This window comes from Bacillus siamensis KCTC 13613 (assembly GCF_000262045.1).
Taxonomy (GTDB): Bacteria; Bacillota; Bacilli; order Bacillales; family Bacillaceae; genus Bacillus; species Bacillus siamensis.
The window spans coordinates 72,905-98,577 of sequence record NZ_AJVF01000013.1 but is presented as its reverse complement, the minus strand read 5'-3'; the positions used below and the strand labels follow the sequence as shown (position 1 = coordinate 98,577).

Below are 25,673 nucleotides of genomic sequence, written 5' to 3'. Positions count from 1 at the left end.
AGAGTTGAGAAAAAGTCAGCATCGCTTTATGATGAAAAGGTACAACAATAAGGAAGGGGATTATAATGGATACAATTGAAAAGAAATCAGTTGCCACCATACGTACACTATCTATAGACGCAATTGAAAAAGCTAATTCCGGACACCCGGGCATGCCGATGGGAGCTGCTCCGATGGCTTACACGCTGTGGACGAAGTTTATGAATGTAAATCCGCAGAATCCGGGATGGTTTAACCGCGACCGCTTTGTTTTATCAGCAGGACACGGTTCAATGCTTTTGTACAGCATGCTGCATTTAAGCGGGTATGACCTCAGCATTGAAGATCTGAAACAGTTCCGCCAATGGGGAAGCAAAACACCGGGACATCCGGAGTTCGGGCATACAGCCGGAGTCGACGCAACAACCGGGCCTTTGGGACAGGGTATCGCTATGGCAGTGGGAATGGCAATTGCAGAACGCCATTTGGCTGAAACATATAACCGGGATTCATTCAACGTAGTTGATCATTATACATATAGTATTTGCGGAGACGGCGATTTGATGGAAGGTATTTCTTCTGAAGCCGCTTCTCTTGCAGGCCATCTGGAATTAGGCCGCCTGATCGTATTATACGATTCTAATGATATTTCTTTAGACGGCGATTTAAACCGCTCTTTCTCTGAAAATGTAAAACAGCGTTTTGAAGCCATGAACTGGGAAGTCCTTTATGTTGAGGACGGAAATAACATCGCTGAATTGACGGCTGCAATTGAGAAAGCGCGCCAGAATGATAAAAAACCGACATTAATTGAAGTGAAAACGACAATCGGTTTCGGTTCTCCAAACCGCGCGGGCACATCCGGTGTTCACGGCGCTCCGCTGGGACTAGAAGAGAGCAAGCTGACTAAAGAAGCGTACGCTTGGACGTTTGAAGAAGATTTTTATGTTCCAGAAGAAGTATACGCGCATTTCAACGAAGCTGTAAAAGAAGCCGGCGCGAAAAAAGAACAGGAATGGAATGAACAGTTCGCGGCTTATAAGGAAAAGTATCCTGAGCTCGCTGAACAGCTGTCACTCGGAATGAAAGGCGAACTGCCGAAAGACTGGGATCAGGAAATTCCTGTCTATGAAAAAGGCAGCAGCCTTGCTTCCCGCGCATCTTCAGGTGAGGTGCTGAACGGCATCGCCAAGAAGATTCCTTTCTTTGTCGGGGGATCTGCTGACCTTGCGGGTTCAAACAAAACGACAATCAAAAACGCAGGGGACTTCACGGCCAAAGACTACGCCGGGAAAAACTTCTGGTTCGGTGTCCGTGAATTTGCGATGGGCGCTGCTTTAAACGGAATGGCGCTTCACGGCGGCCTCCGCGTATTCGGCGGCACATTCTTTGTGTTCTCAGATTATTTAAGACCTGCTATTCGTCTGGCGTCATTAATGGGGCTTCCTGTCACTTATGTATTTACGCATGACAGTATTGCCGTAGGAGAAGACGGACCGACTCACGAACCGATTGAGCAGCTTGCATCTTTACGCGCGCTTCCTAATCTTTCTGTGATCAGACCTGCTGACGGCAATGAAACCGCAGCTGCGTGGAAGCTAGCCGTTCAAAGCCAGGATCATCCGACAGCTCTTGTGTTGACACGCCAAAACCTGCCGACAATTGATCAGCAGGCTGAAGAAGCGTATGCCGGAGTAGAAAAAGGGGCTTATACCGTTTCCAAAGCAAAAACCGATTCACCGGACGCCCTTCTTTTAGCGACAGGTTCTGAAGTCGGACTTGCGATTGAAGCACAGGCGAAGCTTGCTGACGAAAACATTCATGTATCTGTAGTCAGCATGCCGAGCTGGGACCGTTTCGAAAAACAATCGGCCGAGTACAAAAACAGCGTACTTCCTCCGAATGTGACGAAACGTCTTGCGATTGAAATGGGATCAAGCTTCGGCTGGGGCAAATTTACCGGTCTTGAAGGAGACGTTCTCGCAATTGACCGTTTCGGTGCTTCGGCTCCGGGAGAAACAATTATGAAAGAATACGGGTTTACTGCAGAAAACGTGGCTGACCGCGTGAAGAAACTGCTAAACAAATAAAGAAACAAAAAGAGGATGAGTCAAATCATCCTCTTTTTCCTGTTTATACGACAAAAATAGAAGGGGCGCCGTAACAGTAATAGACAATTCTTTCTTTTCTCCTTTTGTATAATAGAAAGCAATACGCAGCGCTGTAAAAGGGGATGAGGAAATGGAACGTCATTACTATACGCACCTGATTAAGGATGAGTTTGCAAACCACTACTTCGGGCGGGAAACCGCTATGTTTGAATTGTTTCGAGACTATCATTGGACAAATCTGACACCCCAAGAATATCAACTGACAAAAAAGCAAGTTCACTATATAACAGAACCGATTCCGGTGATACATATGCATCAGCGTCTCCAGCTTCATTTAAACCGAATGAGTTACAGCCGTCTAGATTCAATTTATCGGCTTACACTGCCCGGAGAAAAGGGCCGCGCCACCTTCATGATGAAAGACAGCTTGATTGAGATTGCAGCTTCGGGAGATTATGAGGCGGAAACGATTTTCTTTGAGATTCTCCGTAAAATCAGCCCCTGTTTTCTTGCGATGGATTTTAAGACAAGGCGTTATGGGTGGTTAAACCCGGTCAGAGAAAGAAATTTTGTCTAAAAACGAGCAAAAAGAGATGTAAATGTTGTATAATAGCCTTTGGTTTAGTACACTTTAAACTAGACAACATGAAGGAGGAAATAAAATGACTTTATGGGTTGGCATCCTAGTGGGCGTTGTCGCATTGCTCATAGGTGTTGCACTCGGGTTTTTTATTGCTCGTAAATATATGATGAGCTATTTGAAAAAGAATCCGCCTATTAATGAACAAATGTTACGCATGATGATGATGCAAATGGGAATGAAACCTTCTCAAAAGAAAATTAATCAAATGATGAAAGCCATGAATAATCAAGCGAAATAATACGTAAAGATTATGATATAGAGATACATGGTTATAAAAATAAAAAACCCGGAGAGGGTTTTTTATTTTGGCGTCATGTTTCACCCCAACTGCCGGTGTGCAGTTCCTTTTGATATTGTATGAGAAGGTGGTCAAGCTCCTGGCTGAGTTCTATCGTAATGTTTGATGTCATTCCGTTTGTCATGACGATTTTAAGCAGCTCTGCCCGTTTTTTTTCAATTTCATTTAATAGATGCTCTCTAATCACAGGGATATATCCTTTCATACATAAATCTTTCACTTGAATCGCTATTATTATATCCACATTTATACTGTTTTTCAAATAAGAAGGAGTATAATATCTTGATGTCAAATTAAATTATATAAGCTTTTTCTATAAAAAGTAATCCTTCATAGGAAAGTGTTAAAAAAATGAAATGATTTTGTCATAACTCGAAAGGAGTGTGTCATGGTGAGTTTTAATTACTTTCTGACGTTTGGGGCCGGGTTTCTGTCTTTCATTTCTCCCTGCTGTCTGCCGCTGTACCCCGCTTTTTTGTCATACATAACCGGTGTCAGCATGGACGAGGTGAAAACGGAAAAGGTGATGCTGCAAAAACGGGGGCTCGTGCATACACTTTGTTTTTTGCTTGGTTTCTCCGTGATTTTTATTGCACTTGGATACGGAACCTCGTTCATCGGCAGTTTTTTTACCCGTTATCATGAAGCGATCCGCCAGTTTGGCGCTATCATGCTGGTGCTTTTCGGGCTCATTACGGCGGGTGTGTTTCAGCCGAAAATCATGATGAAAGAGCGGCGCATTCATTTTAAGCACCGGCCCGAGGGGTTTATCGGCTCTGTTCTGATCGGCCTGGCGTTTGCAGCCGGCTGGTCGCCGTGCAGCGGGCCTATTTTAGGCGCCGTGTTTTCGCTGGCCGGTACAAATCCTTCTTCAGCGGTGCCGTATATGTTTTTATATGTTTTAGGATTCGCCATTCCTTTTCTAGTTCTTTCATTTTTTATTACCAGAATGAATTGGATTCGAAAGCACCAGCTGCTTATCATGAGAACCGGCGGCATTGTTATGATTGTCATCGGAATTATGCTGTTTTTTAACTGGATGAGTTATATTCTGATCGTTCTGTCAAATCTTTTCGGAGGGTTCAAGGGGCTGTAAGAGATCGATAACTTTTGAACTATTATATACCCTTTCTTTTTTGGTACAATAAGACTAGTTAATGTTAAATATGTGGAGGGGAATATGACACGAGTTTTAGTTGTAGATGACGCCAAGTTCATGAGAGTGAAAATCAGAGAGATTCTGGAATCGGCGAATTATACAGTGGCCGGCGAAGCGGCTGACGGTGAGGAAGCTCTGGCCGTTTATCAAAAAATCCGTCCCGATCTGGTGACAATGGATATTACCATGCCGGTTAAAAACGGAATACAGGCGCTGCAGGAGATTTTAGCTTTTGACCCGAAAGCCCATGTCATTATGTGCACCGCCATGCGGCAGCAGCGGATCGTTCTGGAAGCGATTGAACTGGGCGCTAAAGATTTTATCGTTAAACCGTTTGAAGGGTCTAAAGTGCTGGAGGCCGTAGGCAGGGTAACGGGAACATAAACGTATTTTCTTTTCACATTGGTTTTTTTATGTTTTTGGAGTATAGTATATAGTATCAAACTCCGTGCAAGCAAAGGAATGATAAAGATGATGATTATAATTTCATCCGTTATTGCAGCGGCCATGGCAATCTCTGTAATGATCGTGAGGATTAAATCCTCCGATAAGCCCGCTTCACCAAAAAAAATAATTCTCCCGCCGATTTTCATGAGTACGGGAGCGCTGATGTTTCTTTTTCCGATTTTCAGAGTGACAGGCGAAGAATTTTTGGAGGCCATTACGCTGGGCGTGATCTTCTCTATTTTTCTGATAAAAACATCTAAATTTGAGATTAAAAATAATGAAATCTATTTAAAACGGTCAAAAGCATTTGTGTTTATCCTAATTGGTTTGCTGGTTATCAGAATCGCTATGAAATCCATTTTGAGCACGACGATTGATTATGGAGCTTTAAGCGGAATGTTTTGGATTCTGGCTTTCGGAATGATTGTCCCGTGGCGCATCGCGATGTTTATGTCGTACCGCAAACTAGCCAATGAACTGAAGACCGCTGATATTCAGATGAATTAAAACCTTTCCGTCCGCCGGAAAGGTTTTTTATTTGAGCAGGGTTTGATAAGGAGTAAGGTCAATCTGTTTTTCGCGGAGATGTTTTTTCAAAAACTGATGATCCCGCTTAGGGGTGGCCAGTATGTAACCCCTGATGATTAAATCCCGGTTTATTTGTTCTGCCTCCTCTTGTAAAGAGATTTCACCGATTTTTCCGGCGATTTTAGCTTTGGCTACATCCCGAAAGAGCTCTGGCACGGGGGCGACCAGTTCATCCAAAAACGCCTTGTCGCCTTCATCCCAAAGGTGTCTGCTTTTTTCAATATAATAATCCTGCCAATCCAGTTCTGACCGGCCGTCTTCTTTCGGTAAGCGTTTTAAAAATTTTCGGAACATAAAGAACCCGCCGATGGACAGCAATCCGATCATTACGATGACCCAAAATAAAATAAACCACATAAACCAGCCTTCAAGCATTGTTTTATCTCCTCCTTACTTTAACCATATTGTAAACGAAGACAGAATAGAAGAACACATGAAAAAAGAATAGAAAAAATGATAGATGTCCAGTCAATCCGGTTGCTAGAACATATTCTATCGTATAGTGATTCTGCTATTTGGCCATGGGAGATTCACTTCGAGGGTATATGACTGATATGACCGGAAAAAAAAGCCGCTTTCATTGAGGGATGAAAACGGCTTTTTTATGTTATAGAGGAAATTGAAAGGAAAAAGAGGCAGGGGTTTCATTTGACTCCTTGTTCATGGAGACGGTCAGAATATGGTTTGTGAAATCAGTGAAAATATGTTTGTCATTCAGATAAAAAGGCAGCATCATTTGTTTGTTTAACGTCTGTTCAAGCGTTTTAACAGAGAGCATGAACTCATTTCCCGAAAGAGTGACGGTCATCGCCTGCACCGGCTTCAGCGCCGTCAGGTCAGCTTCAATGATGTATTGACGGCTTGTTTCATATAGATCGATCGGAAGCGCCTCGTCATACCAAGCATACGGGTCCTCGTAAAACTGCCGCAGCCATTCTTCGATATCATCAAATTCTTCAGCGTGATTTGAATGATTCATGGAAGCATCCCTCCATATTAAAAAAGCCTTGCTATAACGTATGCAGAAGCTTTGAATGGGTGAAAGCACAAAAAAACAGACACCGAGGTCTGTTTTACATATCGTGGCTTGTATTATGTTTTTGTCTTGTATGGTTGCGGTTTTTCACTTTTTTGCTTCCGCTTAACGGTTCCGGCTGGCCGGGATTATGGCCCTTCGGAGCATTTTTATGCATATCTTTGCTCGTATTTTTATTTGTCATGTTAAAGCCTCCTTTTTTAAGGGGTGACGGCTATTGGTTTGTTTTTCTTTTTTTATTGTTCTGCCGTTCTGCTTCGGTCAGGACAAGCTGGTCATTTTCAATATAACCCGCGCCTTTGCCTTGGCTTTTTGCATCATTCATGCCATTTATCACATGATTGGCTTTTCGTTTTACCATGATCATCACCTCACCTTTAATATGGCTCTTTACAGCCCGTTGTATGAGACATAAAACAGGACAAAATTTACCGGAAATTATTCTGATAAGACGATCTTATTGTATTTAATAAAAACATTGATATTTACTTATGTATGATTTTATACTAAGATGAAATTGTGAGAAAATTGTGATGGAATGTGAACATTCATCTAAAGAACGATCTTGATCTTTGAAGGGGGATTTTGGAGAATGACAAATCAGCAAAAAGTCGCAACACAAGACGTTTTCCAAGCAAGAAAAACATTTTCTTCAAACGGGAAAACATACCACTACTATTCATTAAAAGCATTGGAAGACGCAGGGGTCGGCAATGTTTCAAAACTTCCTTATTCTATTAAGGTTCTTTTGGAATCCGTTTTGCGTCAGGTAGACGGACGCGTCATTACGAAAGAACATGTTGAAAATTTAGCAAGATGGGGTACTGCTGAATTAAAAGATATCGATGTGCCGTTTAAACCGTCACGGGTTATCCTTCAGGACTTTACCGGCGTTCCGGCCGTAGTTGACCTGGCATCTTTAAGAAAAGCCATGGCTTCTGTCGGCGGAGACCCTGATAAAATCAATCCTGAAATTCCGGTTGACCTGGTCATTGACCACTCCGTACAAGTCGACAAAGCGGGTACGGAAGACGCGTTAGCCATTAATATGGACTTAGAATTCAAAAGAAATGCAGAACGTTATAAATTTTTAAGCTGGGCAAAGAAAGCGTTTAACAACTATCAGGCCGTTCCGCCTGCAACAGGTATCGTCCACCAGGTAAACCTTGAGTTTTTGGCAAGTGTCGTTCATACGAAAGATGAAGACGGAGAGCTTGTGACATATCCTGATACTTTGGTGGGAACAGATTCTCATACTACGATGATTAACGGAATCGGCGTTCTCGGCTGGGGTGTCGGCGGTATTGAGGCGGAAGCGGGAATGCTCGGCCAGCCTTCATATTTCCCTGTTCCTGAGGTCATCGGCGCGAAACTTGTCGGAAAATTGCCTAACGGAACGACGGCAACTGATTTAGCGCTGAAAGTCACTCAAGTGCTGCGAGAAAAAGGCGTAGTCAATAAATTTGTTGAATTCTTCGGCCCTGGTGTTGCTGAGCTTCCGCTTGCGGATCGGGCGACTATTGCCAATATGGCGCCGGAATACGGAGCGACTTGCGGATTCTTCCCGGTTGACGAGGAAGCACTTTCTTACATGCGTCTGACCGGCCGTGAAGAAGAGCAGATCGATGTCGTGGAAGCATACTGCCGCAACAACGGTTTATTCTATACGCCTGACGCAGAAGAGCCGATTTTTACAGACATTGTAGAAATTGATCTGTCAAAAATTGAAGCGAACCTTTCAGGCCCGAAACGTCCGCAGGATTTAATCCCGCTTTCTGTCATGCAGGAAACGTTTAAAAAACATCTCGTCAGCCCGGCCGGCAACCAAGGATTCGGAATGGATGCTGCTGAAGAGAACAAAGAAATCTCATTTAAACTTAACAGCGGCGAAGATGCGGTCATGAAAACAGGGGCAATTGCAATTGCCGCCATTACAAGCTGCACAAACACATCTAATCCTTATGTATTAATCGGTGCCGGATTGGTAGCCAAAAAAGCGGTAGAATTAGGATTGAAAGTGCCGAATTATGTGAAAACATCACTTGCGCCGGGATCTAAGGTTGTTACTGGATACTTAGTCAACTCAGGCCTTCTTCCTTATATGAAGGAGCTCGGCTTTAATCTTGTCGGTTACGGCTGTACGACATGTATCGGAAACTCCGGACCGCTTTCTCCAGAGATTGAAGAAGCGGTTGCTAAAAATGATCTTCTGATCACTTCTGTCCTGTCAGGCAACAGAAACTTTGAAGGCCGGATCCATCCGCTTGTCAAAGGAAACTACCTTGCTTCACCGCCGCTTGTCGTCGCGTACGCATTGGCAGGCACTGTGAATATTAACTTGAAATCTGACCCGATCGGTGTCGGAAAAGACGGGCAAAACGTTTACTTCGATGACATCTGGCCGTCAATGGATGAAATCAATTCCCTCGTCAAACAGACTGTGACGCCGGAATTATTCCGTAAAGAATATGAAACGGTATTTGACGACAACCAGCGTTGGAATGAAATCGAAACGACGGATGAAGCACTTTACAAGTGGGATAAGGATTCTACTTACATCCAAAACCCGCCGTTCTTTGAAGAAATGTCTGTAGAACCGGGAAAAGTTGAGCCATTAAGAGGGCTTCGCGTTGTCGGCAAATTCGGAGATTCCGTGACGACTGACCATATTTCTCCGGCCGGAGCGATCGGAAAAGACACGCCGGCGGGCAAATACCTGCAGGAAAAAGGCGTTTCTCCTCGGGACTTTAACTCTTATGGCTCACGCCGCGGAAACCATGAAGTCATGATGAGAGGAACATTCGCCAATATCCGCATTAAAAACCAAATTGCGCCTGGCACAGAAGGCGGATACACTACACACTGGCCTACCGGTGACGTGACATCTATTTATGATGCATGCATGCGGTATAAAGAAGATAAAACGGGTCTTGTCGTCCTGGCCGGCAAAGATTACGGAATGGGCTCTTCACGTGACTGGGCTGCAAAAGGAACAAACCTGCTAGGCATCAGAACAGTCATTGCGGAAAGTTTTGAAAGAATTCACAGAAGCAACCTCGTCTTCATGGGTGTGCTGCCGCTCCAGTTCAAACAGGGTGAAAACGCGGATACACTCGGTTTAACCGGTAAGGAAGTTATCGAGGTGGATGTTGATGAAACTGTACGTCCACGCGACTTGCTGACTGTCAGAGCTATCAGTGAAGACGGTACGGTAAAAACATTTGAAGTCGTTGTCCGTTTCGACAGTGAAGTGGAAATTGATTACTATCGTCACGGCGGCATTTTACAAATGGTGCTTCGCGATAAAATGAAACAGTAGCAGAAAGACAAAAGAGAGAAAGCGGACTGCTTTCTCTCTTTTTATACGGGAGGCCTTGAGATGCTTGCAAAATGGCTGGGCGTATTGTTACTTATCGGGTTGTTAGTGTATGCGGGCTGGAACATTTATTCTGCACAAACAAGTCCGAAAGAAGGGACAGAAGAAGGGATGAAGGCTCCTGACTTTACACTCGACACACTGTCAGGAAAAAGCAGCTCCCTTTCTGATTATAAAGGTAAAAAAGTGCTTCTTAATTTCTGGGCGACGTGGTGCAAGCCATGCCGGATGGAAATGCCCGATATGCAGGAGCTGCAGAAAGAAAATCCTGATATTGCGGTAGTAGCCGTTAATTTCACGTCCTCTGAAAAAAATATACAGGCTGTGAAATCATTCGCTGATACTTATCAGCTGACCTTTCCAATTCTGATTGACAAAAGCGGGATTAACGGAGATTTCAACGTGCTTTCTTATCCGACAACATACATATTAGACGAAAAAGGAACCATTCAGCACATCCGAGTAGGCACGATGACAAAAAAAGAAATGAAAGAAAAACTGGATCTCAAGTAGAGGTTCAGTTTTTTTTATGCGAAAGGCTTATCTTTTAAAAAATTGGAAAAAATGAATGAAAACACGGAGGTGAGAAGATTGAAAAAAATGAGAAAACGTTCTTTTCATGAATTGGTTATGGAGAATAAACGTGAGCTGATGACCAATACGGAATATTTGAATCAGCTTGAAGAAAAGCTGGAGCAGCGGTTCAAACAAAAATAACCTTTAATTTGCAGTCATGTTTGCGCCTCCTTTTGCGAAATATACTCTTAAGGAGGGATGAACATGGGCACAAACAAGAAAGACGGCCAGCCGCAGTACGCTCCGAGCCACTTAGGGACAAAACCCGTTAAATATAAACGAAACAAAGGGGAAAAGTTTCATGACAAGTCAAACGGACATCCGATTGTCATGCAGACGAAAGGCGAATAATATCATTAAAAGGAGAGCTGACATGATGACAAATCATAACCAAAGACCGAACCCGGACGACCGTTCTGATAACGTTGAAAAGCTTCAGGATATGGTACAGAATACAATCGAAAATATAGAAGAAGCGAAAGAATCAATGGAGTTTGCGACAGAAGAGGAAAAACAGCGCATTCAGGAGAAGAATGCCAGACGCAATGAAAGCATTGAATCATTCCGAAGTGAAATTCAGGATGAATCGGCTGCAAGAGAAAACGGCTATCAATCGTAATAAAAACCAGGGAAACCTGGTTTTTTCTCTTTCCGCCTCGTTGTGATAAAATAGGGCTAATCTGATAATAAGGGAGCAGAGAACGTTGCATGTGTCAAAAAAAGAAATAGAAGTGCGTTATGCGGAAACAGATCAAATGGGCATCGTCTATCATGCCAATTACTTAGTCTGGATGGAGGTCGGGAGAACGGCGCTCATTAAGGACCTCGGATTTCTGTACAAGGACATGGAAGAAAGAGGGGTGCTGTCACCTGTAGTGGATATCAGCATTTCTTATAAAAAGCCGCTCCGCTACGGAGAAACAGCAGAAGTACATACGTGGATTGAAGAATATAACGGATTTAAAATCATTTACGGCTACCGCATCTATAATCCGGATCAAGAACTTGCGATCGAAGCGTCATCCTCTCACATATGCGTCGATAAACAGAGCTTCAAACCGATTCAGTTCCGCAAGGCCTTTCCTGATTGGCACGCCGCTTACGAAAAGGCAAAAAAATAAGGAGCGGCTCAGTTATGGCATTTGGAATTACACGCAGAGAACTGGAAAGATGGAAGCGGGATGTATCGGAAGGAAAAATCGCTTTTTTAACGCATTATTGGCTGGACGACCGCTTTCCGGAGGCTAAGACCGTGACGAAGGCCGGTTCAAGCGATCTCGATAAGCTGATCCGATGGGGATCGGAATACGGGCTGAAGCCTGAGTGGATTCATCATAAAAATGCATTTCCCCACTTTGACCTGCTCGGTGAAACGCAGAAACGCATATTAGAAAAAGAACATCTGACTGATCATATCAGAAGGTTCAAACTGTAAAAAAAAGAACGCATCCGCTGCGTTCTTTTTTCTTACACGTAATCAAATACCGGCTCTTCTGACTGATCTGAATATGTGACGGACAGATCGTGATTATCAAAGTACCATAAGTCGCTTTCTTCAATAAAAAAGGTAATGCCTTCAACTTCCGTGCTGATTCCGACGTTCATCGGCTGGTCTTTTGAAACACCGAGAGAAAAGCCTTTCTGGACGCTGCTGCATCCTCCGTAACGGACAAAGAAACGGACCTGATCGCCTGTTTCCAGTTCAAGCTCTTCTTTGTACCAATCCAGCGCGCCTTTCGTTACTTTCATGTTCATCCGGTACACTCCCTTTTTGTTTCTCATAAAGAAATTATCTCTATTATAAACGCATATGGCATTTTGATGTCAAAATTGAAGTTTCATCAAAACCATTTGATTTTCGGTTCTGTTTTGTTCATAATCCGTTTGATGTTTGCCCTGTGTCTGTAGATAACAAACGCGGTCAAAAGCGTCACTACGATTAATAAATAAGGGTCTTTTACAAACAGACAGTAAATAATCGTATAAATCCCTGTTAACATTGAAGACAGAGAAACAAATTTCGTAAGGAATAAAAATACGAAAAACACTGCAACCATCGTTACGAATAACAGCGGAGCATAAAACAGCAGGACGCCTCCTGAAGTGGCTACGGCTTTTCCGCCCTTGAATTTTGCGAACACGGGGAATACATGACCGATCACTGCTGCCACTCCTGCGAGAAGAGGGTGAATGGGAACGTGCAATAAATACGGCAGCGCCGCGGCCAAGGTGCCTTTTAAAATATCGGCTGCAACGACGACAGATCCCGCTTTAACGCCAAGCGTGCGAAAAGCATTTGTGGCGCCCAAATTACCGCTTCCATGTTCTCTAATATCAATCCCTTTCGCAAGTTTGCCTACGACTAAACCTGACGGGATGCTGCCTATTACATAAGCCAAAATAATCAATAAAGCAATCAACATCTACATTTCTCCTTTTCAATGTCCCTTCACTTTATTTTAACACGAGTTGTTATTGTCTGATGACAAGTTTTTTGAGAATTAAGCTGACAAACCGCTTTTTTTGAATCCGGTGAAGCTGTCGTGTACAATAATACAAAAGGAGATGGTAAAGATGCAAAATCCTTCAAAGTCAGAGATTAAAGAAATTCTTGACCGAAGCAAACGTATCGCCGTCGTCGGGCTGTCAGACCGTCCCGACCGGACTTCTTACATGGTTTCCAAAGCGATGCAGGATGAAGGGTACGAGATTATTCCTGTCAATCCGACGATTGATGAAGCGCTTGGCGTTAAAGCCGTCGCTTCATTAAAAGACGTTGAGGGACCGATTGATATCGTCAATGTGTTCAGACGCTCTGAGCAGCTTCCCGGCGTCGCTGAAGAGTTTTTACAGACGGATGCTCCCGTTTTTTGGGCGCAGCAGGGCCTGGCAAATGAAGAAGCGTACCGCATGATTACTGAGAAAGGGCGGACGGCCATTATGGATTTATGTATAAAAGTCGCCCGCGCTGTTATAAAATAGGAACAAAAAAGGCAAAAATCCTTGGCAAATCAGGGGTTTTTGTTTTTTTATTGAAAGAATACTCTTTGCGTATGATGTTGAAACAGATACAATAAAGCATGAACAGCTTTTTTAGAAACCCCTGCATTAAAGGGGGCTGCAGTCTGTTTGCGATGGACGGCATAAATCTATATAATAGAAAGCGAACATAAGTTCTCGTTCCCGGAAAAGAGCACCAAAAAGATGAAAAGCCGTTCGAATGTATGTCTTGCGGCCTAAAAAACGAGCCATTCGCTTAAAGATGTTGCGAAATCAAGCATATTGGTTATAATTGTGAGTCCGAGGAGAATTGGACCGAAGCTTGCGCATACTGAAAAACAAAGACATGAAAACATTTAAAAAGAGAATGATTAAGAGCAGGTTTTTTGAAAGGGGTTTGTACGTTTGGCTAGAAAACAGCAATTTGATTACAACGAAGATGCCATACAGGTGCTTGAAGGCCTGGAAGCCGTCAGAAAAAGACCGGGAATGTATATCGGTTCGACGGACGCACGCGGCCTGCACCATCTGGTATATGAGATCGTCGACAATTCCGTCGATGAAGTCCTTGCCGGCTACGGAGATCATATTATCGTAACGATACATAAGGACAACAGCATCTCCGTGCAGGACAGGGGGCGCGGAATGCCGACCGGAATGCATAAGCTCGGAAAGCCGACACCGGAAGTTATTTTCACCGTGCTGCATGCGGGAGGGAAATTCGGCCAGGGCGGCTATAAAACAAGCGGCGGTCTGCATGGTGTCGGCGCATCTGTCGTAAACGCTTTATCAGAGTGGCTGACAGTTACCATTGAGCGTGACGGCTATGTTTATAAACAACGGTTTGAAAACGGCGGCAAGCCTGTGACTTCACTTGAAAAAATCGGTACGACCAAGAAAACGGGAACGCTTACCCATTTTAAACCTGATCCGTCAATGTTCAGCGCAACGGTTTATAATTTTGACACGCTGTCGGAACGCCTGCGCGAATCCGCCTTCTTATTAAAAGGCTTAAAAATAGAATTAATTGATGAGCGGAACAACGTAAAAGAAGTATTTTATTATGAGAACGGAATTGAAGCATTTGTCGCCTATTTAAACGAAGAAAAAGACGCTTTATGCGAAGTGGTTTCTTTTGAAGGCGAGCACCACGACATTGAAGTCGATTTTGCTTTCCAATTTAATGACGGATACTCAGAAAATATGCTGTCATTCGTTAATAACGTCAGAACAAAGGACGGCGGCACCCACGAATCAGGAGCCAAAACGGCAATGACAAGAGCGTTTAATGAATATGCGCGAAAGGTCGCGCTTTTAAAAGAGAAAGACAAAAACCTTGAAGGCGCCGATATCAGAGAAGGGTTGTCCGCGATTATTTCCGTGCGTATCCCGGAGGAACTGCTGCAATTTGAAGGCCAGACAAAAGGGAAACTTGGCACAAGTGAGGCGAGATCCGCCGCAGACGCAGTCATTTCTGAGAATCTTGCTTATTTCTTGGAAGAAAACCGCGATACAGCGACCCTGCTCGTCAAAAAAGCGATTAAAGCAAGCCAGGCCCGCGAAGCTGCCCGTAAAGCGAGAGAAGAAGCGAGAAGCGGTAAAAAACGCAAAAAATCAGAAGCGACGCTGAGCGGAAAACTCACACCGGCAGGCTCCAGAAATCCGGCGAAGAATGAATTGTATCTCGTGGAGGGAGACTCTGCCGGAGGTTCTGCAAAACAGGGAAGAGACCGGAAATTCCAAGCCGTGCTGCCCCTTCGCGGAAAGGTCATCAACACAGAGAAAGCAAAGCTTGCAGACATTTTCAAAAATGAAGAGATCAATACAATTATTCATGCGATCGGCGGGGGAGTCGGCGCAGATTTTGAGATAGACGACATTAACTATGACAAGATCGTCATCATGACCGATGCGGATACCGACGGCGCGCATATTCAAGTCTTGCTGTTAACGTTTTTCTACCGCTATATGAAACCTTTAATTGAGCACGGAAAAGTCTTCATCGCGCTTCCGCCTCTTTACAAAGTCAGCAAAGGAAGCGGTAAGAAAGAGATTATTGAATATGCTTGGTCCGACGAAGAAATGGACGGCGTTTTAAAGAAAGTCGGCAAAGGCTATACCATTCAGCGTTATAAAGGTCTGGGAGAAATGAACGCAGACCAGCTCTGGGAAACGACGATGAATCCCGAGTCGCGAACGCTCGTCAGAGTCAAGATTGACGATGCGGCCCGCGTAGAGCGTCGCGTAACGACATTAATGGGAGACAAAGTAGAACCGAGAAGAAAATGGATTGAAAAGAATGTTGCCTTCGGATTAGACGAGGAAAGCAATATTTTAGAAAATGAAAACTTGTCGGTCGCTGAGGAGGTTTAATAGTGGCACAGCCAGAATTATTTCATGATTTACCGTTAGAAGAAGTAATCGGCGACCGTTTCGGACGCTACAGTAAATATATTATCCAGGACAGGGCGCTGCCCGATGCACGTGACGGGTTAAAGCCGGTGCAGCGGAGAATTTTATACGCCATGCACGCGGACGGAAATACATTCGATAAAAATTTCCGGAAAGCGGCAAAAACGGTCGGGAACGTTATCGGTAATTATCATCCGCACGGAGACAGCTCCGTTTATGAAGCGATGGTGCGGATGAGCCAGGATTGGAAAGTGCGGAATGTGCTGATTGAGATGCACGGAAACAACGGAAGCATTGACGGTGATCCGCCTGCTGCCATGCGTTATACGGAAGCGAGATTATCTTCTATCGCATCAGAGCTTTTGCGGGACATCGATAAAAATACGGTTGAATTCGTTCCGAACTTTGATGACACAAGTAAAGAACCGGTTGTTTTGCCCGCTATGTTTCCGAACTTGCTGGTCAATGGATCTACCGGGATTTCCGCGGGCTATGCGACTGACATTCCCCCTCATCATCTGGGTGAGGTCATTGATGCTGTCATTAAGCGGATTGAATCGCCCGATTGTACCGTCGATGACTTGATGCAGGTGATTAAAGGGCCTGACTTTCCGACAGGAGGCATCATCCAAGGTGTCGACGGCATTCGGAAGGCCTATGAAACCGGTAAAGGCAAAATTATTATCCGCGGCAAGGCTGAAGTGGAAGCCGTAAGAGGCGGACGGGAGCAGATCGTCATTACAGAAATCCCGTTTGAAGTAAACAAAGCCAATCTCGTGAAGAAAATGGACGAATACCGCATTGACAAAAAAGTTGAAGGTATTTCTGAAGTCCGGGATGAAACGGACCGCACGGGACTGCGGGTTGTCGTTGAGTTAAAGAAAGAAGCCGATGCAAAAGGCATCTTGAATTTCTTATATAAAAACACTGACCTGCAGACAACGTATAACTTTAATATGGTCGCCATACATAACCGCCGGCCGATGCTGATGAGTCTTACGGCCATTCTGGATGCGTATATTTCCCACCAGAAGGAAGTGGTGACAAACCGCTCCGTCTTTGAATTGCAAAAAGCAAAAGAGCGGCATCATATCGTTGAAGGACTGATGAAGGCACTGTCTGTGCTAGATGAGGTCATTGCCGTCATCCGGGCAAGCAGCGACAAGAAAGATGCGAAACAAAACTTAATTTCTAAATTCGCATTTACGGAGCCTCAGGCGGAAGCGATCGTATCTTTGCAGCTGTATCGTCTGACAAATACGGATATTACGGCATTAAAAGAGGAAGCGGAAGAGCTCAGCAAGAAAATTCAGGAGCTTGAAGCCATTTTAAGTCATGATAAAAAGCTGTTAAAAGTCATTACCAGCAGCCTGAAAAAAGTGAAAAAGACTTATGCCGACAGCAGACGGTCGGTCATTGAAGAGAAGATTGAAGAAATTAAAATCAATCTCGAAGTCATGGTTGCCTCTGAGGACGTCTATGTGACAGTCACGAAAGACGGCTATGTAAAACGAACAAGCCAGCGGTCATTTGCCGCTTCTAACGGCCAGGATTTCGGGATGAAGGATACGGACAGGCTGATTCACCAATTTGAAATGAATACAACGGATGTGCTCCTGCTCTTTACCAATAAGGGAAGCTATATATATTGTCCGGTTCACCAGCTCCCTGATATCAGGTGGAAAGACATGGGGCAGCACGTGACGAACATCACCACGATGGACCGTGACGAAACCATCGTGAAAGCCATACCGGTAAAAGAATTTGATCCATCTTCATATTTATTGTTTATGACGAAAAACGGTATGGTGAAAAGAACTGAAATGACGCATTACAAAGCGCAGCGTTACTCAAAAGCGCTTGTTGCTCTTAACCTTAAAGGGGACGATGAGCTGATTGATGTTCATGTCACAGACGGCGGCTGCCAGCTGTTTATCGCCACCCGGCTCGGGTACGGCTTATGGTTCGGTGAAGATGAAGTAAATGTAGTCGGAGCCCGTGCGGCCGGTGTGAAGGGCATTAATTTAAAAGACGGCGATACCGTCGTATCAGGACAAATCCTGCATGAAACAGATTCGCTTGTCCTCGTCACACAGCGGGGAGCCATCAAACGGATGAATCTCTCTGAATTCGAACGAACATCCAGGGCTAAACGCGGCGTCATCATGCTGCGTGAGCTTAAAAAGAACCCGCATCGTGTTGTCGGAGTATTCGCGTGCGCTTTAGCCGACATGATCGCTGCGGAAACCGAAAAAGGCGACAGAATTGAAGCCTCCGTGAAATCTTTGCGGGCTAATGACCGATACAGCAACGGCTCCTTCTTTACAGATGAAGATGAGACAGGGCCGGTCACAGATGTATGGCGTATCCCCGCATCTGATGTTTAAGAGTAAAAATAAAATAAAATGAAAAAAAACCTCCGCTCAATTGGTCCTAAAGCGGAGGTTTTGCTATTTATTAGCTCTCGTGGCTGCCGAATAAGTCCGTGATAGCGTGAACGACTTCAATTCCCTGCCACACAAATAAATTTAATGCAGTGAATGAAAATAAGCCTAAAATCACCATTCGTAAGATAAACAACATGTTGAACAACCTCCTCATTTTATGTTACATAGATAGGCGATGTTGAACATGAAGCTCATCGAAATACGAGGACTGATAAAATTTAGCGATTAGAAAGCTTTTCTTTCGCTGTCTTCTCCGGGAAGCGGGGCGTTTTCTGTCTGATATCACGATCAATGAGACAGAAGCGGCAAAAAGCGCCGTCAAAATAAATGAGCCCGTCAGCGATTTTTTCTCATCATCAGCATTTTGGCCGGCCTTCATTTCGTGCATTTCCTGCTGGTCGGCTACGGCTTTAAAATGATGAGCAGTATCAAACGCATGGGGAATGGAGAGCAAATGAAAGCTTGCAATCGCTAAAAATAAAATAGAAGCTTTTAAAAACAAGATTTTTTTCAAATGTTCTCCCCCCTTCATAAGTCTGAATATTTTTATCATAATACCCTAATTTAAATTGAAAGTAAACACATTTATTAAATTTAAAAAATTATTATGCTGGTTAAGTATATACCATTCCGTCCGTCTTTTCATCTTTTTTTCTTAAAGGCCTATTTGTTATGATATGCACGCAACCCTTCTGATGTGACAACATTTTTCAGGCTGGCGGATAAAGAAACGGGGCATACCAGCAATAAGCATGATGAAGAAACCGAAACATTTTCTTAAAAAAACTTCTCAACATCTGTTGTTGTGATATAATAATACCCGTTGTGTTAAAAGATCTAACATATGCAGCAAAAATGACAGTAAAAGATATGTAAAAGGGAGGTTAAACATGGAGGCTTTCATCAGTGAAATCATAAATGTTCCAAATGATTTTATTTGGAAGTATCTTGTTTATATTTTAGTAGGAATCGGATTGTATTTCACATTCCGTTTTCGCTTCATTCAATTCCAATACTTTATTGAAATGTTTAGAATTGTCGGGGAGAAGCCGCAAGGAAATAAAGGAGTGTCTTCAATGCAGGCATTCTTTATCTCGGCCGCTTCACGTGTCGGTACCGGAAACTTGACCGGTGTCGCGCTGGCGATTGCAACAGGCGGTCCCGGCGCAGTATTTTGGATGTGGATCGTAGCAATTGTCGGTATGGCTTCAAGCTTTGTGGAAAGTACCTTGGCTCAGCTGTATAAAGTGCGCTCCGGCGATGAATTTCGCGGCGGTCCGGCATATTACATGGCGAAGGGTCTCGGCGCCCGTTGGCTCGGTATTTTATTTGCCGTATTGATTACCGTTTCTTTCGGACTTATCTTTAATGCCGTGCAGTCAAATACGATTTCTGTCGCGTTTGACGAAGCTTTCCATGTGAATAAAACAGTTATCGCCATCATCTTAGCTGTATTAACGGCTTTCATTATATTCGGCGGGCTGAAACGTGTTGTATCCGTTTCGCAATTAATCGTTCCGGTCATGGCGGGTATGTATATTTTGATCGCGTTGTATGTTGTGATTGTGAATATTACCGCAGTACCTGAATTGCTTGCGACGATTGTGAAAAATGCGTTTGGTTTTGAGCAGATCGTCGGCGGAAGCTTAGGAAGCATCATTATTATCGGTGCGCAGCGCGGCCTGTTTTCAAACGAAGCGGGTATGGGGAGCGCGCCGAATGCCGCAGCAGCTGCACACGTATCGCATCCGGCTAAGCAGGGATTAATCCAGACGCTAGGCGTATTTTTCGATACATTTATCGTTTGTACATCGACTGCCTTTATCATTTTATTGTACAGCTTTACACCTAAAGGCGACGGCATCCAAGTGACACAAGCCGCACTGCAGCACCATCTTGGAGGCTGGGCCCCGACGTTTATTGCAATTGCGATGTTCTTATTCGCATTCAGCTCAGTCGTCGGCAACTATTACTATGGTGAAACGAATATCGAATTTATTAAAACAAGCAAAACATGGCTTAATATTTACCGCGTATTCGTCGTAGTGATGGTGGTATACGGATGTTTGGCTGACTTCCAGATTGTCTGGGACATGGCAAACTTGTTCATGGGTCTCTTAGCTCTCATTAACTTAGTGGCAATCTTGCTGCTGAGTAATGTAGCCTATAAAATCTATAAAGATTATGCCGCTCAGCGCAAAAAAGGACTTGACCCTGTATTTAAAGCGGAGAACACTCCGGAACTCAAGCATATTGAAACATGGGCGGAAGAAGAAAGTACAAGCCCTGAACACAAGGCTGCCAACTGAGGAATATGCATATCATTTACGAAACCCTTCACGTTTAATGTGAAGGGTTTTTTATGTTAAAAACCAGCTTCATATTCCTGAAATCTTATTGCGGAATTTCATACATCCCTATGATAATATAGGAATTGTTTACAAAAGAAGGGAAGAGGAGGGAGCATGAAACAAAAGCCGATATATGTCGAGATCAATATAGCGTCTGATATAGAAACGCTTTGGGAATATACGCAAAATCCGGTTCTTCATAAGGAATGGGACCTGCGCTTTTCTGACATTACATATCTTCATAAGTTACCGGATGAACCTCAGAGATTCCTATATGAAACGCGAATCGGTTTTGGGCTGAAGGTGTCCGGCACGGGTGAATCAATGGGTGACATAAGGCCTCAATCGTCAGAAAGGGTGTCGGCGCTTGCTTTTGCATCGGATCATCCGCTGTCTCTGATAAAAGACGGCCGGGGCTACTGGAGGTATATAGAGCGGGATAACGGAGACATCACATTTTTGACTCAATATCAATATGAAACGGCCTGGGGTCTGCCGGGAAGATGGATAGATAAGTTTTTATTTCGTCCGCTGCTCGGCTGGGCTACCGCATGGAGCTTTGATGCGTTGCGGCTTTGGATAGAACAAAGCCGACATCCGAAGATATCAGTCCGTTTCGGGTTTGTCTATGTCCTGATGTGTCTCGTATTCAGTCTGTATTGGTTTTTTCAAGGCTTTCATGATGGCTGTGCCGATGCAGAGATTGTGAAGGGAGCGCTGAAGACAGGATTAGGGATATTATGGCTGCTGCCTATGCGGAGAAAGCGGCTGATCCACGCCGGACAGTCAGCTTTCTTTTGTATAACGGCAATGCAGTATTCCGGCGGCGGATTCGCCATTCCATTAGGATTACTTACAATAGCGGGTATGATTCTTACATTCCTGCTGCCGAGCGCCGCGCATACAAAACGAAAGAGAGAGAAGTGAAATGACGGATTCAATGTATGAAAAAGCGATTATTCATTATCAATTCCTGCATCCGATGCTGCAGAAACGGTATAGGTTTGCCGGATCACGCACGTTTTGCGGAGAAGGGGTTATGTCAGAAATTAAGGGAGGTTCGTTGTTTGTCAGAATGCTTTTAAAGACAGGCGTTTTTTTCAGATGTTTTTTCTCAGAGAGGGGAACAGATATCCCTTTTACCATTGAGAACAAAAACAGGAAAAATGGTGTGGAGTGGAACCGAACCTTTTTCTTTAAAGGCAAAACCCGGTTTTTTGATGCGATCATGGAATATGACGAGCGGGAAAACAGAATTCTTGATTACTTCGGTAAACCTCATATCCTGCTGTCTGAACTGCATTTAGAAGCGTCTTCAGACGGAGGGCTTGTTATTACATCCGGAAAGCAGTGGCTCCTGATAGGCGGAAAGAAAATCCCGCTTCCGGCTTGGCTGTGCGGCAGTTCAACCGTTTATGAGGCTTATGATGAGGAAGTGAATTGCTTCAGCATAAAGGTTCATGTGAAAAACAGGATACTCGGCACAATTTTCTCTTACCGGGGGACTTTCCGGGAAACAGAGGGAGAAACATGCTGAAGCGTCATCTCATGGTAGGCGCGGTTTGCTTTTTGGGATTTGCGGCGGCTGAAGCACCGCATATATCAGCTGCTGAGACGTTTGTTTTATTATCCGTACTATTTTTCGTTCCAGCTGTATTCCGCTTTGCGTTTCGGCCGTCAAAGACCTTAGAGAATGTGCTATTACGGAGTTATCCCATTGCCGCTTTATGTGCAGTGCTTGCGCTGATTACAGACTTCAGCTTTTTTGCCTTTGTCTGGCTCATTTATACGCTTGGACTGGCACTGTATGCTGTATGGCGGCTGATGAAAACAAATATCCACAGAGCGGAAGAGATGTCTGTTATGATGGGTTTCGTTTATTTGGCCGGCGGCGGATTTTGGTTTTTTGCATATATCCTTAAGATTCCTATCATGGATTTTGGTCCGCTTATCGTGCTGCTGACGGCGGTGCACTTTCACTATTCGGCTTTTCTCATTCCGATCTTTAACGGATTGCTCGGCAGGGTCCTGCGGGAGAATCGCGTTCTTTACAGACTGAGCACGGTCATTCTCCTGATTTCGCCGATCCTTATCGCCCTGGGGATTACATTTTCAAAGATACTTGATGTGATTGCTGTCGCTCTGTATCTGACGGGTCTGTATGTTAATGCGTATCTCGTCTTTAAGGCGCCGTTTGCTGTGAAAACAGCCAGGTTCTTGATCAGGAGTTCTTCGGCTGTGTTAATGATTACAATTGCTTTTTCTTTGATATATTCGTTCGGTGTCTACCGCGAGGCGGCAACGCTCACGATCAGTCAGATGATTTGGATTCACGGGGCCGTCAATGCATTCGGCGTTATTATGCCGGCTTTGGCGGGATGGAGAATAGAAAATCCGAGACCGTTTGATGAGGGCAGTGAAAGAACGTTCAGCCGAATTTACGGGAAGGGAACGATAGGCGAAAATTTTTTGACTGACATTCATGCAGCAAATGAAATCCATTATACCGGCCTTCAGGATCAGATGAGAGAACTGCATTCTGAAGACTTTTCAACTGAAAAACTGGCTCCGGCCGTTATTTCCTTTTATGAAGAGACAATCGATTATGACATCAAGGCAAAAGTGACGTGGAGCGGATGGTTTCGGCCGTTCGCGCGCATGTACGAGCCGTTCAGCAGAAGAGCGGGGCAGATCCACCTGTCAATGAATCCGGATTGGTATACCATGCACACTAGCATGAAAGGAGTCGATTCTGACAGAGACGGCAGAAAAAATGTCCGAGCGTGGATCAGGACAAATGACAAGCAGGAAACCGTTTTTACTGCGCTGTATTCAGCGTACAGGTCAAAAGGGGAGGGATACATGAATATTTCTCTCCCGCTGCCGTTTGGCCAAATGACGGGCATTTTAAAACCTTATGCGCATAAGCAGAATCTTGTTTTGACGAGCAGACGCCGAAAAAGCGGAGCGGGTGATGAAGGGATTTATCTGCAAACGAAATGGGGGGCATGCCATCTTCCTCTGGCAGAGACATTTCTTATTGCGGCCCAGAGCGAAACAAGCTTGAAGGCCGTTCATCATATGTGGCTGTTCGGCCTGAAGTTTTTAACTGTGCAGTATCGGGTCACTCACACTTCTGCAGGTAAGCAAAGCAAATAACAAGCTGTAAAGCCGTCTGTTCAAGACGGCTTATTTATCATGTAAATATAGAGAAGCATCCTGAAATTATGAAATGGAAGCGTTTTTGTAATAGTGTTGTACTTAACATTCGTCATTTGCCGACTTATTTGAAATCGCTGTGCGCAGCCAGTGCAAAAAATCTTCGAAAATGAGCAAGGAAAGAGCAGAAAAGTATTACCAGACATGAATTTTTCATTTGTGTGTTCATTGGATAAATAAAATGAAGAAAAAAAGCCATTCTTTTATCATGGTGCTGTAACCGGGATTAAATTTGTGCGTGACAGATGAATAATAATAAGCGCAAACGGAATATGCGGGTTATTTTGCTATACATTTCTTTTTCGTCTCATTGACTAAAGTATACTTAGTTTATGAGACAGGAAATTTATCTCTTTGTTTAACTTCCTAGAATATATATTATGTAAACTAGAAATTGTGAAGAGAATATAAAAATGGATTCTAACAGCACTCCCTTTTTGCAGTGTACTATTAAAAAACCTCTACGTCCTTAATAAATTAAATTGGTCATAAAGGTTTTTCGGTTTGAGTATTTTAATCGGTTATGTCACTTGTTGCCGGCCTTCTTGATCAAGTCCACGCCATCGTATGCCAGACTTTCCACACTTGCAGCCTTCTGCAGTATGTAATGATCAAAAAAGTTCTTCGTATAGTTTGTAACAAGATTCCGCATCTCCATAGCATCCCGTTCGCCTCTGAGTTCCGCATTCACATTAGTAAACACGATGTCGCAGTAATCTAAATGCGCAGCACGATCAACAGAGAAATAATAGGTTTCCATGCTATTGTTAGCGCCAATGATCGCATTCATGTTATAGTTCGGTTCACAAAACAGCAGCAAAAAGGGTTTCTTTAGGTCGCTGCCCTGAAGGCCGAACGCACCGCTATCCAGGCCAATCCCGCAGGCGAATCGGTCGTCATCCCGGCAAACAATCGCTGTCGTAGGCCCTCCGTAAGAATGTCCGACTATGCCCATGCCGATGTCAAGCAACAATCTATCTTTAAAGATAGAATTCAGCTCTCCAGAGTCCAGTTTGTAAAGATAATCGGCTGCATACCTTACATCTTCCGCCTGTAATTCACTATACACTGTTAACTTGTCAAGTATCGGCAGTGTAAGCACGTTACGGCACATCTCAATGGCAGTTTCATCGTTAGGCCGCATCTCCATCTTATCAGCCAACGCCAGCATCTCCGGATCTTCAGAAAACGCCAAAATGGCATCCGAAAAATCCTTTGATACATTAAACATGCGCCCATCTTTACGCTTATACATTGTGCTATTCTGATGGCCGATGCTTACCACAACATACCCCATGCTTGCCAAGTCTGTACAGATCACTGTACCCCATTCCGGAGAACCGCCTCCGCCGCAAACATAGAATAACACCGGATAGCGTTTTTCCTTCCCGGAGAGAGCAAGGTCGTCGTAACATTGGGTCTTGATATCTATAGAGTAAGCATCCTTCAACGCAGTGAGAAGCGGCTGCTCATTAAGCATTTCGGAGACTTCAGGAAACATGTACGTTGATGTAGTCTTCCCTTCGCTGCTGTCGGACGGATAGTACACAAACGCTGTCAGTTCTCTTTTTGAGTGATCTGATGCCGTGTAATCAAAATCCATCTGGGTTCGGCCGACAGTATAGCCGCCAATTGGTTTTGGAAATGTGTCATAAGTTTTCATTCTCTTTGTGCCCCCTTAATGAATAAAAGTGGCGAATGTGAAATACATACTTTGAATACTACATCCTATGTTCAGTGAGTCATATTTACTCCCTTGCTTTCTTGAGATTGCTAAAAATTTCAGAATATTTGTGATATTAAAGCAGCTCGTGATCCATAAAGTCAGCAAAGTACTTGCTAATCTTATAGTATAGCCTAGAGTCCTTAATATCGAATTCTCTAAAAACCATGGCTAAATTAAACTGCATTGACTCAAATATAAAAGAAATCAGATCATCGCCAATATCAGGCCGTAGATTTCCATCAGCCCTCATTCGGCGTAAAATGTCCTTGATTAAGGGGAATGACTCGCCCTTTAGCACATTTTGT

The 25,673-nt window shown here is 44.0% G+C and carries 30 protein-coding genes; 20 read left to right on the top strand and 10 right to left on the bottom strand.

The window, feature by feature from the left end; translation table 11 throughout:
• Positions 1-65: 65 nt before the first annotated feature.
• From tkt to Y79_RS0100745, 3 genes are all read left to right on the top strand, one after another.
• A complete protein-coding gene (gene tkt / locus Y79_RS0100755; protein ID WP_016935978.1) occupies positions 66-2,069 on the top strand; it encodes a transketolase in 2,004 nt (667 codons plus the stop codon).
• A 151-nt stretch (positions 2,070-2,220) separates the two neighbouring features.
• Positions 2,221-2,667 carry a sporulation inhibitor of replication protein SirA gene (sirA, locus tag Y79_RS0100750; protein WP_016935977.1) on the top strand — a complete coding sequence of 149 codons (447 nt, stop codon included), beginning with the start codon at positions 2,221-2,223 and terminating at the stop codon, positions 2,665-2,667.
• A gap of 85 nt (positions 2,668-2,752) precedes the next feature.
• A complete protein-coding gene (locus tag Y79_RS0100745; protein WP_003153994.1) occupies positions 2,753-2,971 on the top strand; it encodes a YneF family protein in 219 nt (72 codons plus the stop codon).
• A 73-nt stretch (positions 2,972-3,044) separates the two neighbouring features.
• On the opposite strand, the gene Y79_RS0100740 is transcribed toward Y79_RS0100745, so the two are convergent.
• On the bottom strand, positions 3,045-3,218 hold the full coding sequence (locus Y79_RS0100740; protein ID WP_012117647.1) for an aspartyl-phosphate phosphatase Spo0E family protein: 174 nt from the start codon (positions 3,216-3,218) through the stop codon (positions 3,045-3,047).
• Positions 3,219-3,419: 201 nt separating this feature from the next.
• Between Y79_RS0100740 and Y79_RS0100735 the strand changes: the two genes are divergently transcribed.
• The 3 genes from Y79_RS0100735 (at position 3,420) to Y79_RS0100725 (ending at position 5,144) form a co-directional block, all read left to right on the top strand.
• Entirely contained in the window at positions 3,420-4,127 is a 708-nt protein-coding gene (locus Y79_RS0100735; protein ID WP_016935976.1) for a cytochrome c biogenesis protein CcdA, read from the top strand.
• Positions 4,128-4,211: 84 nt separating this feature from the next.
• A complete protein-coding gene (locus Y79_RS0100730) occupies positions 4,212-4,574 on the top strand; it encodes a response regulator (protein WP_016935975.1) in 363 nt (120 codons plus the stop codon).
• A gap of 78 nt (positions 4,575-4,652) precedes the next feature.
• A complete protein-coding gene (locus Y79_RS0100725; RefSeq protein ID WP_095240656.1) occupies positions 4,653-5,144 on the top strand; it encodes a CcdC family protein in 492 nt (163 codons plus the stop codon).
• A gap of 27 nt (positions 5,145-5,171) precedes the next feature.
• Here the strand turns inward: Y79_RS0100725 and Y79_RS0100720 are convergent, their stop codons facing one another.
• The 4 genes from Y79_RS0100720 to sspO all read right to left on the bottom strand — a co-directional run bounded on the left by Y79_RS0100720 (position 5,172) and on the right by sspO (position 6,622).
• Complete coding sequence (locus Y79_RS0100720; RefSeq protein ID WP_016935973.1) at positions 5,172-5,600, bottom strand: DUF2621 domain-containing protein; 429 nt, start codon at positions 5,598-5,600, stop codon at positions 5,172-5,174.
• A 232-nt stretch (positions 5,601-5,832) separates the two neighbouring features.
• Positions 5,833-6,204 carry an Hsp20/alpha crystallin family protein gene (locus Y79_RS0100715; protein ID WP_016935972.1) on the bottom strand — a complete coding sequence of 124 codons (372 nt, stop codon included), beginning with the start codon at positions 6,202-6,204 and terminating at the stop codon, positions 5,833-5,835.
• A gap of 94 nt (positions 6,205-6,298) precedes the next feature.
• Positions 6,299-6,445: a small acid-soluble spore protein P gene (locus Y79_RS0100710; protein WP_003153984.1), complete on the bottom strand. Its 147-nt coding sequence runs from the start codon at positions 6,443-6,445 to the stop codon at positions 6,299-6,301.
• A gap of 30 nt (positions 6,446-6,475) precedes the next feature.
• Positions 6,476-6,622 (bottom strand): acid-soluble spore protein SspO, encoded by a 147-nt coding sequence (sspO, locus tag Y79_RS0100705; protein WP_003244839.1) that lies wholly within the window; start codon positions 6,620-6,622, stop codon positions 6,476-6,478.
• Between the two features lie 231 nt (positions 6,623-6,853).
• Here sspO and acnA point away from each other — a divergent pair, with 231 nt between their 5' ends.
• The 7 genes from acnA (at position 6,854) to Y79_RS0100670 (ending at position 11,648) form a co-directional block, all read left to right on the top strand.
• Positions 6,854-9,580 (top strand): aconitate hydratase AcnA, encoded by a 2,727-nt coding sequence (gene acnA / locus Y79_RS0100700; RefSeq protein ID WP_016935971.1) that lies wholly within the window; start codon positions 6,854-6,856, stop codon positions 9,578-9,580.
• A 60-nt stretch (positions 9,581-9,640) separates the two neighbouring features.
• Positions 9,641-10,150, top strand: coding sequence for a TlpA family protein disulfide reductase (locus tag Y79_RS0100695; protein WP_016935970.1), 510 nt, complete (start codon positions 9,641-9,643; stop codon positions 10,148-10,150).
• A gap of 78 nt (positions 10,151-10,228) precedes the next feature.
• A complete protein-coding gene (locus Y79_RS1000000120500; protein ID WP_012117651.1) occupies positions 10,229-10,354 on the top strand; it encodes an FbpB family small basic protein in 126 nt (41 codons plus the stop codon).
• Positions 10,355-10,417: 63 nt separating this feature from the next.
• Positions 10,418-10,564: an acid-soluble spore protein N gene (locus Y79_RS0100685; protein WP_013352427.1), complete on the top strand. Its 147-nt coding sequence runs from the start codon at positions 10,418-10,420 to the stop codon at positions 10,562-10,564.
• A gap of 25 nt (positions 10,565-10,589) precedes the next feature.
• Positions 10,590-10,832, top strand: a complete 243-nt coding sequence (gene tlp / locus Y79_RS0100680) for a small acid-soluble spore protein Tlp (RefSeq protein ID WP_032864748.1) — start codon at positions 10,590-10,592, stop codon at positions 10,830-10,832.
• Positions 10,833-10,917: 85 nt separating this feature from the next.
• Positions 10,918-11,334: a YbgC/FadM family acyl-CoA thioesterase gene (locus tag Y79_RS0100675; protein WP_016935968.1), complete on the top strand. Its 417-nt coding sequence runs from the start codon at positions 10,918-10,920 to the stop codon at positions 11,332-11,334.
• Positions 11,335-11,348: 14 nt separating this feature from the next.
• A complete protein-coding gene (locus Y79_RS0100670) occupies positions 11,349-11,648 on the top strand; it encodes a hypothetical protein (protein WP_016935967.1) in 300 nt (99 codons plus the stop codon).
• A 32-nt stretch (positions 11,649-11,680) separates the two neighbouring features.
• On the opposite strand, the gene Y79_RS0100665 is transcribed toward Y79_RS0100670, so the two are convergent.
• A complete protein-coding gene (locus tag Y79_RS0100665) occupies positions 11,681-11,968 on the bottom strand; it encodes a HesB/YadR/YfhF family protein (protein ID WP_016935966.1) in 288 nt (95 codons plus the stop codon).
• An 86-nt stretch (positions 11,969-12,054) separates the two neighbouring features.
• Positions 12,055-12,636, bottom strand: a complete 582-nt coding sequence (gene plsY / locus Y79_RS0100660; protein ID WP_016935965.1) for a glycerol-3-phosphate 1-O-acyltransferase PlsY — start codon at positions 12,634-12,636, stop codon at positions 12,055-12,057.
• A 151-nt stretch (positions 12,637-12,787) separates the two neighbouring features.
• On the opposite strand from plsY, the gene Y79_RS0100655 reads away from it, so the two are divergent.
• From Y79_RS0100655 to parC, 3 genes are all read left to right on the top strand, one after another.
• A complete protein-coding gene (locus tag Y79_RS0100655; protein ID WP_016935964.1) occupies positions 12,788-13,195 on the top strand; it encodes a CoA-binding protein in 408 nt (135 codons plus the stop codon).
• Positions 13,196-13,618: 423 nt separating this feature from the next.
• Complete coding sequence (gene parE, locus Y79_RS0100650) at positions 13,619-15,586, top strand: DNA topoisomerase IV subunit B (RefSeq protein WP_016935963.1); 1,968 nt, start codon at positions 13,619-13,621, stop codon at positions 15,584-15,586.
• 2 nt (positions 15,587-15,588) lie between these two features.
• Entirely contained in the window at positions 15,589-18,012 is a 2,424-nt protein-coding gene (parC, locus tag Y79_RS0100645; RefSeq protein WP_016935962.1) for a DNA topoisomerase IV subunit A, read from the top strand.
• A 70-nt stretch (positions 18,013-18,082) separates the two neighbouring features.
• On the opposite strand, the gene Y79_RS1000000121810 is transcribed toward parC, so the two are convergent.
• Both Y79_RS1000000121810 and Y79_RS0100635 read right to left on the bottom strand, forming a co-directional pair.
• Positions 18,083-18,208, bottom strand: a complete 126-nt coding sequence (locus tag Y79_RS1000000121810; protein WP_013352436.1) for a hypothetical protein — start codon at positions 18,206-18,208, stop codon at positions 18,083-18,085.
• 24 nt (positions 18,209-18,232) lie between these two features.
• Positions 18,233-18,586, bottom strand: a complete 354-nt coding sequence (locus tag Y79_RS0100635; RefSeq protein WP_016935961.1) for a hypothetical protein — start codon at positions 18,584-18,586, stop codon at positions 18,233-18,235.
• Positions 18,587-18,962: 376 nt separating this feature from the next.
• Here Y79_RS0100635 and Y79_RS0100630 point away from each other — a divergent pair, with 376 nt between their 5' ends.
• The 4 genes from Y79_RS0100630 (at position 18,963) to Y79_RS0100615 (ending at position 23,582) form a co-directional block, all read left to right on the top strand.
• On the top strand, positions 18,963-20,381 hold the full coding sequence (locus Y79_RS0100630; RefSeq protein ID WP_016935960.1) for an alanine/glycine:cation symporter family protein: 1,419 nt from the start codon (positions 18,963-18,965) through the stop codon (positions 20,379-20,381).
• Between the two features lie 156 nt (positions 20,382-20,537).
• On the top strand, positions 20,538-21,350 hold the full coding sequence (locus tag Y79_RS0100625; protein WP_016935959.1) for a hypothetical protein: 813 nt from the start codon (positions 20,538-20,540) through the stop codon (positions 21,348-21,350).
• Position 21,351: 1 nt separating this feature from the next.
• Entirely contained in the window at positions 21,352-21,960 is a 609-nt protein-coding gene (locus tag Y79_RS0100620) for a DUF4166 domain-containing protein (RefSeq protein ID WP_016935958.1), read from the top strand.
• Positions 21,954-23,582, top strand: coding sequence for a YndJ family protein (locus Y79_RS0100615; protein WP_016935957.1), 1,629 nt, complete (start codon positions 21,954-21,956; stop codon positions 23,580-23,582). The genes Y79_RS0100620 and Y79_RS0100615 overlap by 7 nt, the downstream gene beginning before the upstream one ends.
• 586 nt (positions 23,583-24,168) lie before the next feature.
• Here the strand turns inward: Y79_RS0100615 and Y79_RS0100610 are convergent.
• Positions 24,169-25,305, bottom strand: a complete 1,137-nt coding sequence (locus tag Y79_RS0100610) for an alpha/beta hydrolase (protein WP_016935956.1) — start codon at positions 25,303-25,305, stop codon at positions 24,169-24,171.
• Positions 25,306-25,673 lie beyond the last annotated feature (368 nt).